This window comes from Arthrobacter sp. C152 (assembly GCF_054890965.1).
The window spans coordinates 1-14972 of record NZ_JBTZSU010000057.1 but is presented as its reverse complement, the minus strand read 5'-3'; the positions used below and the strand labels follow the sequence as shown (position 1 = coordinate 14972).

Genomic DNA, 14972 nt, shown 5'->3' with positions numbered 1-14972 from the left:
TCAACGCGCCCCGCAAACGCTCACTCATCGCCTACGACCACTGAAACCAATAGGAGTTAATCATCTAGGCCCACGTGTAGGGCCATGCGATTTTGAACACACACGTGTGAACACGTCCGGCGGCATGGCCGCTGCCGGCGAACCGGTCACGGGACCGGCAGGTAAAGGGCGGGCCGCACAAAGCCCGTAATGCCCGTCTGCACCGGATGACGGGTGACCGACGAACCCACGCACCGCGTCCTGACACCGACCGAGGTCACCGAAGAGCTGAAAGTGAAGCCGAACCAGGTCAACGCGCTGACCAGAACAGGTTGGGGGTAGGGCCTATCGGCCTCCTAGGGAAACCCGGAATTCATGATCGTGGTGACTGCCGTGACGACGGCGTGGAGGTGGGTAAGGAGCAGGAATGCCACGAGCCCCACGGCGACTAAGATCATCCCGCACCACAACAGGACGCCCAGGGACTGAGTCCTTCTCGGATTTCCCGGATGAATCATGTCAGCTCTACGCATTGGCACAAACGCATTCGGATGACAGGGTTTATTGCTGCTCGGGGATCCAGAACGGCGCAGAAGTGCCTGCCCCGGTGAGGTTGTCGCATCGCACCAGTTGGTCGCCGATCCTTTCAAGGGGGCAATCGACGTAGGTGGTGATAGCGGTTTCGTTGGAAATGTCTGCCCTTGATTCAGCAGGGCCCCCTGTAAGGAGGATCACGGCGACAGCCGTGGCGAGAATGGCGGAGATTTGCTGGCCCATTGTGTCCCCTGGTTCGAGACGAAATAACTGAAGCGACCTTCCTGAGGTGGCGATGTAGGCGGGTCCCAGCCAGCCCCCAAAGAGACATTGTCCAAACGCCTAAGCGCTTGGCAGCCTGAGCCTACCTTCCAAATTACTTGCAGAAAAGGAGATTGCCTACCCAACCAAAATCATGACCAGTAATTGGGGAGCAATTAGGGAGTAGAGGGTTCTAACCAATTTGATTAGGTACTTGCGTACCCCGGCGAAAAACACCCTACCCGCGAGGTCCGGTCCCCTAGCCTTAATCCATGGCCAGTCTTACACCCCATTCCGCCCCCTCGCCGCCATGATCGGCGCGATGCGACTGGCACGGCTCGCAGGGGCACTGAAGAGCGCCGCCCGCAAAAACGTCCCGCTCAACATTGAGGCCATGCTGGCGACCCTGGCGGAAACGGGACAGACGACACTCAACGAAATCGGATGCCGCTACCCAGTGGAAATTTGTTGACCGGTCCGTAGGAGGCCCGTCATGGTTCGGCGTGGTCCGAGCGCTTCCTGGCCAGGCGGTACCCCACGCCGCGGACCGTCTGGAGCCAACGGGGACGCAGGGGATCGTCGCCGAGCTTTCGCCGAAGATTGCCTACGTGGACCTCCACTGCGCGTTCATCTGCCTCACTGATGTAGCCGTCGGAGCCTCCGCGGAGAACACCGACGAGTTGCCTTCTTGACCGTACGGCTCCGGCACTTCGCAGCAGTTCATGAAGGAGATCGAATTCGCTGCGTGTCAGTTCCAACTCCACTTCCCCCGCCACCGCGGTCCGCATCCTGTAGTCAAGAGCAAGCCCGTTGTGATGCAGCAAGGCTTCCTCCCGCTGGCGCGCACCAGGAGCCGGTACGGCTTTGGGGATCTGTGGCGTCCTACTGGGAGTCTGCGGGCGGGGTCTGCGCAGCATTGCCCCGATCCGTGCCCTCATTTCGCGTGGACGGAGAGGTTTCGTGAGGTAGTCGTCGGCTCCTGCCTGAAGTGCGGTCAGGACATCAGATTCAGCATCCCGGCCTGTCAGCATGAGGACATACGCGTCGCTGAACTGCCGGATCCGCCGCAAAGTCTCAAATCCGTCAATGCCCGGCATCCCGACGTCCAACGTCACTACGCACGGTTGCCTGTCCCGCACCAGCTGAACACCTTCGCGCCCGTCTTTTGCCGTGTGCACTTCGAAACCCGTCTGGACGAGCATCCCCTCAAGAAGATTGCGCATGTCCGCGTCATCTTCCACAACTACCGCCACGCCGGCGTCACTCATAATTCCCCCTAAGCTGCCAGGCCTCCCGAACAGCCCGGCGCCGCCCAAAAGACCCGACCTGGTGGCAATTACCCAAGAAGGCCTTTCAAATAACAACTTTCGATGGTCTAACCCCGCGTCATGCCCACCAGCTGCAGGGGTCTACGCCGCAGGTCATGACGACGATGTCGACGGCGTTGCTGCAGGTGGGAGCTCAGTCGCGTCCGCGAAGCGCAGATTCCGCTTCGACGCGCAGCTTACTTTCCGCGACCCATATTTGGGGCGCGCCAGGGAACGAGCGCGTCACGGATGGTTTTGCGCATCGGAAAGGACAGAAGTACGACGGCGGCACGCACCCGGGCAGCGACCGGCACCGGCCGCCTAATTACACCTGCTCCCCGGGAAGGGTCCAATCGAAGTCACGCGGGCGCAGATCGCGACGGTCTGGATCGAAGGCTAAAATCCTGAAAGTCCCCGCATCCGGGTCTACTACGCCGTCCAATAAACGCATTTCAGACCAAACCCCCATCCTGCATTGGCCCGGATGCTCACGGGCATGATCGACTTCATTGCGCGTGACGATAACGGAGCCCCCTCCGCTCTGAGTTCCTTTCGCCTCAAGGTAGACTTTGTCGTTTCCCTTGACCGCCACAGCGTCGTAGGGACGGCTGAGCCTGGTGTCCGTGACGGTCCAGCCACGCTGCCGGTACCAACGCATCAGTCGGTCCTGGGCCGTGTCCTCAATCACTTTCCGGGTGACCGCGTCCATTTGCAAACCTTGGCCACGAGCACCAGGGCAGTCCGGGGCCTGCAATTCTTCCACCGCTGAAACGCCGGGGAATTGAGGATCTGGCCCGTACTTGATCGAGTTCCTGCCGTCATAAACGACCGGCGTTCCGATCAGGGCGTCGTGGATTGAATCGCCGTCCGACAGGACTCTGCCGATGAGGGCCTTCTTTGGCTTCCTTGCGATATCAGGCAGGATCTCGTGATCCGGATCGCCCAGTTCCGCGACGAGCACGACCCGGCCTTTATAGTTGAGCGCCGCCCAACGCTCAGTGGCGACTCGGCTCGCATCGAGGGAATAGTCTCCGCGGTTGTGCGCCCACAGCTCCTCCGGTGTTACGGCGGGGTCGTAGCCATACCATTCACGTTCAAGCGGATCATCGCCGTTCGCCATGGTCCGGTCGCTGAGCCTGATATTGATCACCATGGATCGAGTATCACCGATGACCGCCGTTTACTCGCAGCCGGCCGTATTCGAGAATTTTGAAGGATCCTTGAGAACCTGGCTCAGGATCTCCACCGGCACCGCGATGAACTGTCCACCGCCACCGGCATACGCCACGCCCACAAGCTTCCCCGATGAGTCAACCAATGGGCTGCCAGAACTGCCGTGCTCTATTGGCGCGCTATTATACATCATTTGCATCGATGACGAGCCCAGGGGATCGGTGCCATATCGCAGCACCTTTCCCGTCGTAGTGGTAAGTTCGCCACCTAATGGGTACCCGACCGCCGTCACGTCCGCCCCAGGCCGCGCGTTAGATGGCGCGAGCGGAAGCGTTGCTGGCAACGACTCCTTGGTCCAAACGAGCGCCAGATCGGCGACAACCACCGCACCGACGGTGTTGACTGTGATGTCCCTGCCGTCGTAGGTGCTCACCTGCAGCAGGGTGGCACCGCTGACAACATGGCGGTTCGTTACGAAGACATGGTCCGCAATCGCGAACCCCGACCCACTCGCGACCCCGCCGCAGCCAATGTTTCGCACTCTCAGCGCGGCCCGCTCATAAGCACTAAACCCCGCCAGTGTGGAAGTCGGAATGGGGATGGTCGCCGACGTTATCGACGGTATCGGGGCGACTGTTCGCGTCGGAACTGTTGCAGCCGGAGGCGGCACTGGGACGAGTCCACAGCCTGACATTGCCAGCAGGCAAAGTATCGCCACGCCCGCAAGGGGCATGGGTCCGGCGGTCATTTCAGCCCCTGAATCGTTCGCGTGAGGCTGTCGCTATCTGCCCGCGCAGTATTGCACTCCGAATTGACGCCCTGGACGAAACTGATCAGCGATGCCTGCTCGTACGCTGTGTAATTGACCAGATAGCTCTGCAGTTTCTGAAGGTCGCGGATGCACGTCGACATCTGCGTGCTGACATTCTGTGAGTCGGCAACCACTTCCGCCAGAATTGCCGTGCTATCCCCGAGCTGGGCCTTCTCATTCGCCAGTGAGCGAATCCGAGCGTTGGCGTCGTTGAGTTGGCTCGTTGTACTGGCCAGCTTGCCGTTCGTATCACTCAACTGCGTCGTCAAAGAAGTGTTCTTCGCTGCCAGCCCATCCCGTTCGGCCGTCATCGAGGCAAGATTTCGAGAATACTTGTCCGCGGTCGTCCGCCACTGTTCTGCAGAGTTTGTGCTGTAGGCGTACGCGGCACCAAGGCCGAGCACGCCGAGGGCCAACACGACGATTGCCACAACATAGGGCCTTTTCCGCGGGAACCGCTCCTTCAGGTGGGGCAGCGCCGCCTCGTCCACTTGCGGACGGTCACCCGGACCAGGATCGTCAGTCATGTTTTGCCCCCATCTACGCGTGTGCGAACAGCTAGGCAAGATTATGCGGTCAGACAGTCGCGAACGACCAAAAGGGGCCCTCTTTCCTGTGCTTCGCAGTTCTTTGTGACGTTTGGTGTTGAGCTAACGGCGTCCCACGCTCATTAGGTTTCGCGACCACAAGTCATCTGGGCGGATGGAGGACCGATTGCTCAGAACGCGCCCACCGTCACGCCCCAATTTCTGATTGTGTGACGCTGTTGATACTCGAAATCCCCCACATGTGAGCGCGGCCAGGACGCCATTCGAGGAGGGATTGGGTTCCGTTCCAGCGCACTACTTGTTCGGCCTCACACACCTTGAATCCCGGGGCAAGAGAACGTCACCGCCGGTCAGGCCCCTGCGGAGGAGCCGAGTAGTGGCTGCTTCATCCAAGTAGTGGCTCAGCCAAGCTCCCACAAATTCGAGTACCGGTACGTGTTGTTGCTGCAGGCCACAGTCGAAATTATTGGCTCATCGATCCACCGAAAGGCACCTGGATGGAGCCGACCACTGGGGGAACGGGTTCTCAATCTCACTCAACAAGGAGTCTTTCCATGCGCCCAATGACCAAGAAGAACAAGATCGCCGCTATTGCCGCATCCGCCGCCCTGGTGGCCGTCAGCGGCGGTGCCGCCTATGCCTACTGGAGCACCACGGGTTCGGGTTCCGGAGCCGCTACGGCGGCGGCCGCGACAAACGCCGTCGTCATTCACGTGGCGTTCGATAGCGACATCGCACCCGGCCAAACCAGGACCATTTCCTACACCGCCGACAACCCCAACTCCGGCAGCACGCCTGTAACCCTGACCGGCGCAGTGGTTTCGGCCAGCGGCAGTTGCGACGCGAGCTGGTTCACGGCCAGCGTGCCCGCCGGAACCAAGACGCTGGCAGGCAATGCGACCAACGTTGATATGGGCACCGGCACGCTCACGTTTAATGATGTCAACGCCAGCCAGGACTCCTGCAAGGGCGCAACCATCACGGTGACTGCCAGCAGCAACTAACCAAGCGAGCGGGCCGGGGACGGGTCAAAACCCCATCCCCGGCTTGCCGTCATTTGCACCAAAGGGAAGGGGCACGGGGTGCACAACCAGGACGGACAGCCGCGGCGTCGCAAGCGGACCGGCATCAAGGCATCGCTCATCGCGCTGGTCCTGCTGCTGGCGAGCGCGGGGGCGCTGATCGCGGCGGCAAGCAGCCCGAAGCCGGGCATCACCGTGCAGGTCTCCCCTGCCAGCCAGTCGGTCCAGCAGGGCCAGCAAGCCGCCTACACCGTGACGCTGACGTCCACCGGAGGCTTCAGCGGCAATGTCGGCCTCTCCGTGGCAGGGCTCCCCGCCGGCGCATCCGGCGCCTTCTCGCCGTCGTCCGTCACCCTGGCCTCCGGCGCCACCGCAACCGCCACCCTGACCGCCACCACCGCCGCAACCACGCCGGCGGGCACCAGTTCCCTGACCATCACCGCCACCAGCGGCAAGGTAAGCGGCAGCACCACCGCGAGCCTCACGGTCAACTACAAGATCTCGTCCAACTTCTCGATGACCGCCACCCCGGACTCCGTGACCGTCCCGCCCGGCGCCACCGCCGTCTACACGGTGCAGCTGGCCCGGAACAACTTCAGCGGCGCCGTTTCCTTCAGTGTGCTGGGCGGCCTTCCGTCCGGAGCCACAGCAACGTTCTCCCCCAATCCCACCACCGGCAACACCGCTACCCTGCAGGTGGCCACCACCGCCGCGTCGCCCAACGGAACATCCAGCCTCTACCTCGTGGGAAGCGGCAAGGACTCCACCGGAAAGACCCAGTACGCCTATGCGAATGTTCAGCTGGTCCTGGACTCCACCATCAAGCAGTTCACGCTTTCCGGCAACCTTCCCGGCGCCCTGTCCCCCGGCACTTCCGCCGGCCTGGACCTGCAGATCGGCAACGCCACCGGCAAACCCCTGTCCGTGACCAACCTGTCCGTCGCCATCGCGGGGGTCACCAGGACCTCGGATGCCGTGGCAAGGAACCTGGCCTGCACGGCGGCTGACTTCACCGTCGCCCAGTACAGCGGGCCCTACCCGCTGGCGGTCCCCGCCGGCAGCACCTCCCTTTCCCAACTCAAGATCACAGAGTCCGCCTGGCCCCGGGTGGCGATGGTGGACGCCTCGAACAACCAGGACGGCTGCAAAGGCGCCACCCTCCAGCTCACGTACTCGGGATCAGGACAGGGAAACTGAGATGAACGCCATCACAAGTAGGCAGCACCTCAAGGCAGCAGCCCTCGCCGGGCTCCTGGCCACCGCCGGGGCGGGAACCGCCTACGCCTACTGGACCGGGGCAGGCAACGGTGCCGGGTCTGCGGCCGCCGGCACCATGCAGGCCGTCACCGTGGACGCGCTGGTAGCCGGCGACAACCCGCAGGCCGCGCTCATCCCTGGCGGCAGCGCCGACGTCGTACTCCGCCTGACCAATCCCAACCCCTACCAGGTGCAGGTATACAGCGTCACCGCCAACGGCCCCGCGACGGCGGACGCGGCGCACCCCGGCTGCACCACCACGGGAGTCAGCTTCACCGGGACGGTCGCGCCGCTCTCCCCCGCAACCTACGTTGCCGCGAACTCGTCGGCACTCATCACCCTCCCCGGAACGGCGGCCATGGACACCACCTCGCTCGCAGCCTGCCAAGGCGCAACGTTCAGCCTTCCCGTGACGGCGGAGGTGCGGAAATGAGCCTCCTCTCCCTGCGCCCCTCCCGCCGGCTGCCCTGGATTGCCACCCTGTTCCTGCTCCTGCTCGGCACGGGCACGGCCGCCTACGCGTTCTGGGCCGCCGCCACCAGCAGCAGCAACGCGGCAGCGGCAGCAGACACGCTCTCGCCCGGATCCAAGCCGGCGGTCACCGCCAACGGCACGGCCCTCACCGTCACCTGGGCCGGGGGAACCACGGTCAACGGCCGGCCCGCCACCGGGTACACCGTCACCCGGTACTCGGCAGCCACGGGCGGCACGGCGACGGCGGCCACCGGCGGCTGCGCCGGGACCGTCACCACGCTCAGCTGCACCGAACAGAACGCCCCGGGCGGCATCTGGTACTACACCGTCACCCCGGCCATCGCGCTGTGGACCGGCGCCGAGAGCCCCCGCAGCAACGGCACCAGCAACGACTCCACTGCACCGGTTGCCACCGTGTCCGGTATTTCGCCCACCCCCAACGCGGCCGGCTGGAACAACAGCAGCCCGGTCAGCGTGACGGTCACGGCAGATGACGGGGCTGCCGGTTCCGGCGTGGCCTCCATTTCATACGTGCTCGACGGCGGCGCCAAGCAGACAGTGAGCGCCGCCACCGCCACCATCCCGGTCAGCGGCAACGGAACGCACACGGTGTCCTACTTCGCGACGGACAACGTGGGAAACGCAGGATCCGCAGAGAGCCAGACGGTGCGGATCGACACCCAGGCGCCGGCCGCGCCGGGGCTGGTTGTTCCGGCGTACGTGAACTCGGCAAATGTTTCCGCCGTGCCGGTCACCGGCACCGCGGAAGCGGGCGCCACGGTCACCCTTACGGCCAGCGATGCCGGCGCCGCCCATTCCGTCACGGTGACGGCCACCGCGTCCGGCGCCGGAGCGTGGTCTGCCAGCCCGGACCTGACCGGCCTGAACCAGGGCACGGTCACCTACACGGCGACCGCGGCTGATGCGGCGGGCAACACCAGCCCGGCAGGAACGGCCACGAGCACCAAGGACACGGTTGCCCCCGCACCGGCGCAGGCCCTGAGCGTGCCAGCCTATGTGAACACCGGCAACGTTTCCGCGGTCCCGGTCTCCGGCACCGCCGAAGCCGGCGGCACCGTGACCGTCACGGCCACTGACGCCGGAGCCGCGCACACCGTCACCGGCACCATAACCCCGTCAGGCAGTGGTGGATGGTCGGTGAACCTCGACCTCACCAAGCTGAACCAAGGGACCGTCAGCTACACCGTCACGGTCAAGGACGCGGCCGGGAACACCAGCACGGCCGCAACGGCAACGGACACGAAGGACACCGTGGCCCCGGTCCTGAGCATTACCGCACCGATGTACGTGAACAGCAGCACCGTGACTGCCGTCCCGGTAAGCGGAACTACAGACGCAGGCACGGTAGTGAACGTCACGGTCAGGAAGGGCCTCTCCGGAAGTGTCACCAAGCAGGTCACGCCGAGCGGGACAACATGGTCGACGACGATGGACCTGTCCACACTGGGTGACGGCACCCTGACCTTCACCGCCGACACCACCGATGCCGCCGGTAATAACGGGACCGCGAGCGCGGCGGGCACCACCACCAAGGACACGCAGGCGCCCACCGTGAGCGGCATCTCGTTGGCCAACGGCGGGACAACGGGGACCGCCGATGCCGGTGACACGCTGACCATCCAATATGCGGACGCTAACGCCATGGACGCCACGAAGTTTTGCCCCACCTGGAGCAACACCGGAACGCAGACCCTCAGTGCGAACAACGACATCACGGTGACGATAAGCCACAGCGGGACGTCCAACACCCTGGCGGTGTCCAGCAAGACCTGCACGCTGAACATCGGAACCATCGTGCTGGGCGCCAACGCCAACTACGCCTCAACCACCACACCCGTGGAATTCGTAGGCGCCAACACCAGCGCCAGCAGTGTCAGCTGGAATCCGGGGACCAATTCCCTCACCATCAGGCTGGGCGGCACCAAGAAAAACACCGGCGCGCAGGGAACCGGTATCCCGAACGACGTACCCCGCTACACCCCGGCAACGGGCCTTGCCGACGTGCCTGGCAACCCGCTCGGCACCGCAACCTTCACCGCCGCAGGGTCGTCAGGGTTTTAGAAGAGCAGTTTCCGCAGTACACGCCGCCAGAGATGACGCCGCTGGTCATCTCTGGCGGTGCCTGGCCAGGTGGAACTTCCAGACGTCGCCGGACGGGCAGGTCCGGCGGGTGGCCACCATGGCGAGGCCTGTTCGCCGATCGCAGTAACCGCAAGGAAAGCCTTGGATTGTGAGAGGATCCGCCCAAGCCAAGGCCCGCAGGACAGAAGGTGGCATAGCGTTGAAGCATGCCACCTTCTGTCCCTCCCCCCAACGGTGCATCTGCTTCCGCCAGCCACCGCCGCGCAGTTCCGCTGCCCTTATTGGACCTGACAATCCTTCGCGATCTGGAGGACGAGCTGGAGCTGCCGCTGGTACGGAATTTCGCACGGGATTACATCGGAATGTGGGAATACCGGTGCCAGCGCCTGTCCACGGCGGTGACCTGCCGCGATGGTAGGGATGGGGCCTTGGACGCTGCAATCAGCCTCAAGGTCACATCGGGAATGGTCGGCGGTTTGCGCCTGGCGGATCTTGCCGGCACCTTCGAAGATCGGATACGGCAAGGTGCCGTACAGGAGGCGGCGATTCTCCTGAATGAGATCAAGGCCTGCGGAGAGGGGACGGTGGCGGCACTGTGGCTGCGATACTGCGGACAGTGTTGAGATCCGTCATCGGCATGTTCACTGGGCGGCCGTTCCGAGCGTCCCTTGGGCTCCCCATCATGGCCTCGATCCGTGCGCGTACCTCCCTGGGCCGGAACGGTTTCGCAATGTAATCGTCGGCTCCTGCCTGGAGGGCGTTCAGCACATCAGTTTCGGCAGTCCGCCCCGTCAGCATGACGATGTAGGCATCACTCAATCCCCTGATGCGGCGCAGGATCTCGAAACCGTCAAAGTCCGGCAGTCCCACGTCCACAGTTACGAGGGCAGGCTGCGCGGCCCGCACCGCCTCAAGTCCGGAGTGGCCGTCCATGGCGGTGCGTACTTCGAATCCGACCTGATCGAGCACACCCTCAAGAAGGTTCCGCACGTCCCGATCGTCTTCGACGATCACAGCGACGCCTAAAGTGCTCATGGATCCCCCAAAGAATCCATTCTTCCGCGGACCCAGCGCCCACGGCCATTCACACCCCCAAGTTCCACCGCACAGCGAGCGGGCAATTTCCGCATTTCATCTGCCAGGTTCGCTATTTGCCTTCTGGTCCGTATCAATTACCGAATAAATGTGCAGATGCCGATCAGAAACCGCCTATCACCCATTGCAGTAACGCTCGACATTGCGATGGCAGATATGGGCGTGTTCCGGGTGACCTGGCCCATCGGCTTTTTTGGTGACAGCTAGGTCAACATCCTGACTGGGCAGGACGGCGAGATAGACGCGCTTGGGGGATCGACAACGTGCCAATGATTACATCGTGAAGCCTCTTCGTTCGCGGGAATTCCGGGCCCCAATAGCATTGCTTCGGCGCTCCCGTGGCAGGAAGGTTCCCGGCAGCCCTCAAGCACGGCCAACAAATTGCCACGGCGCTTCGTTGATAAGTTTGCGTGGCATTATGGATGTTGTTACTGGTTGGGGTCCAGTAACTGATCTTCGGGGGAAATCGTGGCTTCGACCTGCAGTAATCGCTTACCGTTGTTTTTCGACGTCTTGGAATCTTTCAGGTTCCGGAGGAAGGCCGGACAAGTCCATGACCGGCAGGCGGCAACGCCGAGCCGTCCATGATGCCGAAAGATCCCCTGGGCGGTCCAGGCCGTCCCGCGGCACATGACTCTTCCGGGCACAACATAGCCCGAGGCGAGGGACACTGGCGTTGGCCCTTCTTGTCGCCCTGGTGGATGTTGTACTCGGCCTCTTTGGCCACCGTGATTCTGGTCCTCGCCGCGTTGGCCGTCCTGATCAAGGAACCGTGGGCAGCACCCGGCCTGGCTGTTGGGATGTTAGTTGTGGCCGGTTACGTGGCGTGGGCACTGCTGCGCAGGCAGCGCCACGAATTTCCACGGGCAGAAGAGGCGTCCGGTCTCTTGGACGCGGTGCTGGCCACCAGCCGGGAATGGTTGTGGACGATCGGCCCGGAGGGCACGTTCACCTTCTCCGGGCCGATGTCCCAGGAAATCATCGGGTACACCCCTTCCGAACTCGTGGGCCAGCACTACAGCCAGGTCATCGAACCAGGTGACCTGGCCGAGGCAGTGCGCAACCGGGCAAAAAGGGAGGGTCCTGACGCTTCATGGTCTGGCCTGGTGGCCACGTGCCGGCACCGCGACGGCAGCCGGATCCTTGTGGACGTATCCGGCCGGCCAGTCCTTGACGGGCAGGGCCGCGTGTGCGGCTTCGAGGGCACCACGCGAGCCCTGGGCGTACCCACACCCTATGACGTTGCAGCGGAGGAAACGCGTGCCGGGGTGGAGGCAATGCTGACGTCACGCACGTTGCTCACAGCATTCCAGCCCATCCGCGCCCTGGACACAGGCCGGGTTATCGGGGCAGAAGCGCTAACCAGATTTCTGAGCGCCAGCGATCGCGGCATATCCCCCGAGGCCTGGTTTGCTGGGGCCGCATCCGTGGGGCTCGGAGAGGATCTGGAAGTGCTGGCGCTTGAGGCTGCCTTGTCCGCTGCAGCGTATCTGCCGGAAGACTTGTACGTGGCCCTCAACCTTTCCCCCAAGACGTGCCTAAGCGACCGGGCGTCCGCTCTCCTTCGGAATTCCTCGATTCCGCCGCAAAGAATTGTGCTCGAGCTGACGGAACACCACGAAGTAGACGACTACGGCCCCCTGGAAAGAGCACTGGATCCACTGCGGCGCGCGGGGATGAGGATCGCCATAGACGATGCCGGCGCCGGCTTCGCTTCCATGCGCCACATCGTCGAACTCAAGCCGGACTCGATCAAGCTCGACCGGCAAGTCATCACCGGCATCAACGCCGACGCGGGCCTGCGGGCCCTGGGCGCAGCCATGGTCCGATTCGCAGGCGACATAGGGGCTCTTCTGATCGCCGAAGGGATTGAGACCGAGGCTGAACTTGACGCCCTGCGAACGCTGGGGATGGACGCCGGCCAAGGCTATTTGCTCGGCCGCCCCACGGTGGCCACCGAAGAATGGAAACTCTGGTCCGGCGCAAACCACCTGAACCAGTACCCGTCCGCAGGGATATCAAGGCCCTACGAACGCCCATAGGACACGTCGCAATGCCCTGCCGGGTTGCACAGCTATCCAGTCGGGGTGTGCGGACAAAAAGCAGGGCTGACTCCCGATGGATTGTTGAGACCAGGAGCCAGCCCCTTTGGCGGCGCCCCCATGAAGGCCAAGAAACCTCCCCAGCAAGGCAAAACACCGCCACTGGAAATGATTAGCCAAATTTCCGCTGAAGACAAGACGCCAACGCAGGCTGGCGTCATATTGGGCGGCGCGGCCTGGACGGGTGGTTGCCGGCGGCCGCGACCCGCTGGCTGCCAGGACGGGCAGAGTACGCTCCCAGTCAGAATCTGCGCAGGTGGAGACGCAGCGCCCCGCTGCTGGACACCGCGCCTAACAATAAGGCTACTTACTTCCAGGCAATTAAGATAGGGGCCGCCGGCCGGATGCTCGCTAGCCGGCAGCGCTTGTTTCAGCCGGCAAATACTTCACCATTGCGCTGGTATCCGGCCAAGAGGGGCTGGAAAAGAAGGTAGCGCCGACCGCGTAGAACGGATCATCCGGACGTTCGCGGTCAGGATGGCAGATAGCCGTTGTTGGAACTGCTGGTCTGGGTAGTTGGTACTGAGATTTTGTGGACTTGGTACCGGCCCTTCGCTTGTCTGCTCGGGGCCGGCACCGTCTTCCTGGGTGGGTTCTATTCCCAGTGGTCCGGTTGCGACCGGGCCGTATCGTCGCGGAGTCGTCTCATGTCGACGTCGCCAAGGTTGAGTTGGCGGGCGTTGTTGGCGAGCCGGTTCACGATCGAGTCCGCGGCCACCCGGTCCGGTAGGGCCTCGACCCAGTAGGCCGGGCCGGACTGCGAGGCGATGAGCGTGGGCAGGCGGTGTTCCCGGTTGGCCAGGACCGCGAAGAGGTCGTTGGCCGCTTCGGGGTCGATGCCCACGGTGAGGAAGTCATCGATGACCAGCAGGTCCACGTCCGAGAGTTCGTTGAGGAGCTTCTGGTGGCCGATGCCGTCACCGCGGGCGATGACCAGCCGGCGGGCGAGGTCGTCCATCCGGGTGTAGGAGACGGTGTGTCCGCTTTGGCAGGCGGCGATCCCGATCGCGCAGGCCAGGTAGGTCTTGCCGCCGCCGGTTGGTGAGATGACCAGCAGGTTCGTGGGGTCCTGGCGCCATTGGTGGGCGGCGTAGCGTTTCATCCGCACCGGGGTGATCCCGCGTCCTTCCTGGTAGTTGATCTCGGCGACCGAGGCTTGCGGGATGGGGAACCTGGCGGCCCGGATGAGCTTGTCGATCCGGTGGGCCCGGCGCTGGTGGAGTGCGTCGTCCACGGCGGTGAGGAAGATCTGCTCGGGAGTGAGCTCGTCATTGGCCTCGTCGGTGATCAGTTCCTCGAACCGCACGGCCAGGTGCGCGATGCGCAGGGTCCGGAATTTCTCGTGGTCCTCGCTGGTGAACATCAGCCCTGGCCTCCCTGGCCGCCGCGGCGGTAGTGGTCGGCAGAGCGCACGTGCACCGCCGCCTGGATGCCTGCGCCGGGGTCGGCGCCGCCGGCGGGTTTACGGGTGGCCGCCGCCGGTGTGATGGTTCTGGGCTTCTTGGTGTCGGAGTCGATGGTGGCCATGATCCGTTTGATCGTGCTGTAGGTTCCCGGGCCCTGGCCGGTGTCGAGCAGGACCTGGCAGGCTGCCTCAAGGCGGGCTTTGTTCCGCTTGCCCAGGGACTCCAGGATGTTCTGGCAGTCCAGATAGCCTTGGGCCTCCACGGCGTGCCGGTCGATGATCCCGGCGATGACCGCCTCCGTGGCCGGCCCGAAGCCCCTGGCCCGATCGGTGAACCACCGCTTGGACCACAACCCGTCGATACCCCGGTGCCGGGTCGGGGCATGCGCGGCATCGGTCGAATACTGGCCCTTCCGGCCCAGCCGCCGGGCGTGCTCACAGATGACCTGGTCACCGTCGAACACGGTCACCGTCGTGGACGTGACCCGCACCCGCAGGAGCTGCCCGGCGTAGGTGTATGGCACCGAATAATGCTGGGAATCGCAACTGACGTGGTAATTGCGTCCGACCTTGAGCTGCTTCCATTCCACCGAGTCGAACCCGTCGGCCGGCAACGCCTGGAGCAGGCCGGACTCATCAGCGGTGAAGCGTTCCCACCGGGTGCTGCCATCGGCGCGGGGAATCCGCTCGTTGATCTCGACTAGCCGGGCCCCGATCGCCTCGTTCAGGGCCTGCACCGTGGTGAAGACCTCCTCGGCCAGATAGCCGATTACCCGCTTGTTCACCACGTTCACCGCGGACTCGGCCGCGGCTTTGTCCTTGTTATCCCGAGTTCGGGATAATCGCGATTATTCCGAGGATTCCGTTATCCCGGGTTGTTTACATTTTTCTTGTCCTGCCG

General features: G+C 63.7%; 13 protein-coding genes. 5 read left to right on the top strand and 8 right to left on the bottom strand.

All coding sequences use genetic code 11. The annotated features are described in order from the left end of the window. Positions 1–540: 540 nt before the first annotated feature. The 5 genes from ACYSM9_RS21080 to ACYSM9_RS21060 form a co-directional block, all read right to left on the bottom strand. Positions 541–756, bottom strand: coding sequence for a hypothetical protein (locus ACYSM9_RS21080; protein WP_461858899.1), 216 nt, complete (start codon positions 754–756; stop codon positions 541–543). A gap of 509 nt (positions 757–1265) precedes the next feature. Then, entirely contained in the window at positions 1266–2042 is a 777-nt protein-coding gene (locus ACYSM9_RS21075) for a response regulator transcription factor (RefSeq protein ID WP_461858898.1), read from the bottom strand. A gap of 364 nt (positions 2043–2406) precedes the next feature. Beyond that, a complete protein-coding gene (locus ACYSM9_RS21070; protein ID WP_461858897.1) occupies positions 2407–3234 on the bottom strand; it encodes a protein NO VEIN domain-containing protein in 828 nt (275 codons plus the stop codon). A 27-nt stretch (positions 3235–3261) separates the two neighbouring features. Then, positions 3262–3948 (bottom strand): S1C family serine protease, encoded by a 687-nt coding sequence (locus tag ACYSM9_RS21065; protein WP_461858901.1) that lies wholly within the window; start codon positions 3946–3948, stop codon positions 3262–3264. Between the two features lie 50 nt (positions 3949–3998). Next, positions 3999–4592, bottom strand: a complete 594-nt coding sequence (locus tag ACYSM9_RS21060) for a hypothetical protein (RefSeq protein ID WP_461858896.1) — start codon at positions 4590–4592, stop codon at positions 3999–4001. Between the two features lie 575 nt (positions 4593–5167). On the opposite strand from ACYSM9_RS21060, the gene ACYSM9_RS21055 reads away from it, so the two are divergent. From ACYSM9_RS21055 to ACYSM9_RS21040, 4 genes are all read left to right on the top strand, one after another. After that, entirely contained in the window at positions 5168–5617 is a 450-nt protein-coding gene (locus ACYSM9_RS21055) for a hypothetical protein (protein WP_461858895.1), read from the top strand. 78 nt (positions 5618–5695) lie between these two features. After that, on the top strand, positions 5696–6832 hold the full coding sequence (locus tag ACYSM9_RS21050) for a COG1470 family protein (protein WP_461858894.1): 1137 nt from the start codon (positions 5696–5698) through the stop codon (positions 6830–6832). Position 6833: 1 nt separating this feature from the next. Beyond that, positions 6834–7325, top strand: coding sequence for a hypothetical protein (locus ACYSM9_RS21045; protein WP_461858893.1), 492 nt, complete (start codon positions 6834–6836; stop codon positions 7323–7325). Further along, positions 7322–9448 (top strand): beta strand repeat-containing protein, encoded by a 2127-nt coding sequence (locus ACYSM9_RS21040; RefSeq protein ID WP_461858892.1) that lies wholly within the window; start codon positions 7322–7324, stop codon positions 9446–9448. The genes ACYSM9_RS21045 and ACYSM9_RS21040 overlap by 4 nt, the downstream gene beginning before the upstream one ends. 582 nt (positions 9449–10030) lie before the next feature. Here ACYSM9_RS21040 and ACYSM9_RS21035 read toward each other — a convergent pair. After that, a complete protein-coding gene (locus tag ACYSM9_RS21035; RefSeq protein WP_461858891.1) occupies positions 10031–10504 on the bottom strand; it encodes a response regulator transcription factor in 474 nt (157 codons plus the stop codon). A 788-nt stretch (positions 10505–11292) separates the two neighbouring features. Here ACYSM9_RS21035 and ACYSM9_RS21030 point away from each other — a divergent pair. Next, a complete protein-coding gene (locus tag ACYSM9_RS21030; protein ID WP_461858900.1) occupies positions 11293–12606 on the top strand; it encodes a sensor domain-containing phosphodiesterase in 1314 nt (437 codons plus the stop codon). Between the two features lie 655 nt (positions 12607–13261). On the opposite strand, the gene ACYSM9_RS21025 is transcribed toward ACYSM9_RS21030, so the two are convergent. Both ACYSM9_RS21025 and ACYSM9_RS21020 read right to left on the bottom strand, forming a co-directional pair. Further along, positions 13262–14029: an ATP-binding protein gene (locus tag ACYSM9_RS21025; RefSeq protein ID WP_461858890.1), complete on the bottom strand. Its 768-nt coding sequence runs from the start codon at positions 14027–14029 to the stop codon at positions 13262–13264. Further along, on the bottom strand, positions 14029–14856 hold the full coding sequence (locus tag ACYSM9_RS21020) for a Mu transposase domain-containing protein (RefSeq protein ID WP_461858889.1): 828 nt from the start codon (positions 14854–14856) through the stop codon (positions 14029–14031). Before ACYSM9_RS21020 ends, ACYSM9_RS21025 begins: the two co-directional genes overlap by 1 nt. Between the last annotated feature and the right edge of the window lie 116 nt (positions 14857–14972).

What these genes read in the sequence shown, in the direction of transcription:
- ACYSM9_RS21080 (WP_461858899.1), bottom strand. Translation starts at nt 756, where the DNA reads ATGGGCCAGCAAATCTCCGCCATTCTCGCCACGGCTGTCGCCGTGATC.
- ACYSM9_RS21075 (WP_461858898.1), bottom strand. Translation starts at nt 2,042, where the DNA reads ATGAGTGACGCCGGCGTGGCGGTAGTTGTGGAAGATGACGCGGACATG.
- ACYSM9_RS21070 (WP_461858897.1), bottom strand. Translation starts at nt 3,234, where the DNA reads ATGGTGATCAATATCAGGCTCAGCGACCGGACCATGGCGAACGGCGAT.
- ACYSM9_RS21065 (WP_461858901.1), bottom strand. Translation starts at nt 3,948, where the DNA reads ATGTCAGGCTGTGGACTCGTCCCAGTGCCGCCTCCGGCTGCAACAGTT.
- ACYSM9_RS21060 (WP_461858896.1), bottom strand. Translation starts at nt 4,592, where the DNA reads ATGACTGACGATCCTGGTCCGGGTGACCGTCCGCAAGTGGACGAGGCG.
- ACYSM9_RS21055 (WP_461858895.1), top strand. Translation starts at nt 5,168, where the DNA reads ATGCGCCCAATGACCAAGAAGAACAAGATCGCCGCTATTGCCGCATCC.
- ACYSM9_RS21045 (WP_461858893.1), top strand. Translation starts at nt 6,834, where the DNA reads ATGAACGCCATCACAAGTAGGCAGCACCTCAAGGCAGCAGCCCTCGCC.
- ACYSM9_RS21040 (WP_461858892.1), top strand. Translation starts at nt 7,322, where the DNA reads ATGAGCCTCCTCTCCCTGCGCCCCTCCCGCCGGCTGCCCTGGATTGCC.
- ACYSM9_RS21035 (WP_461858891.1), bottom strand. Translation starts at nt 10,504, where the DNA reads ATGAGCACTTTAGGCGTCGCTGTGATCGTCGAAGACGATCGGGACGTG.
- ACYSM9_RS21025 (WP_461858890.1), bottom strand. Translation starts at nt 14,029, where the DNA reads ATGTTCACCAGCGAGGACCACGAGAAATTCCGGACCCTGCGCATCGCG.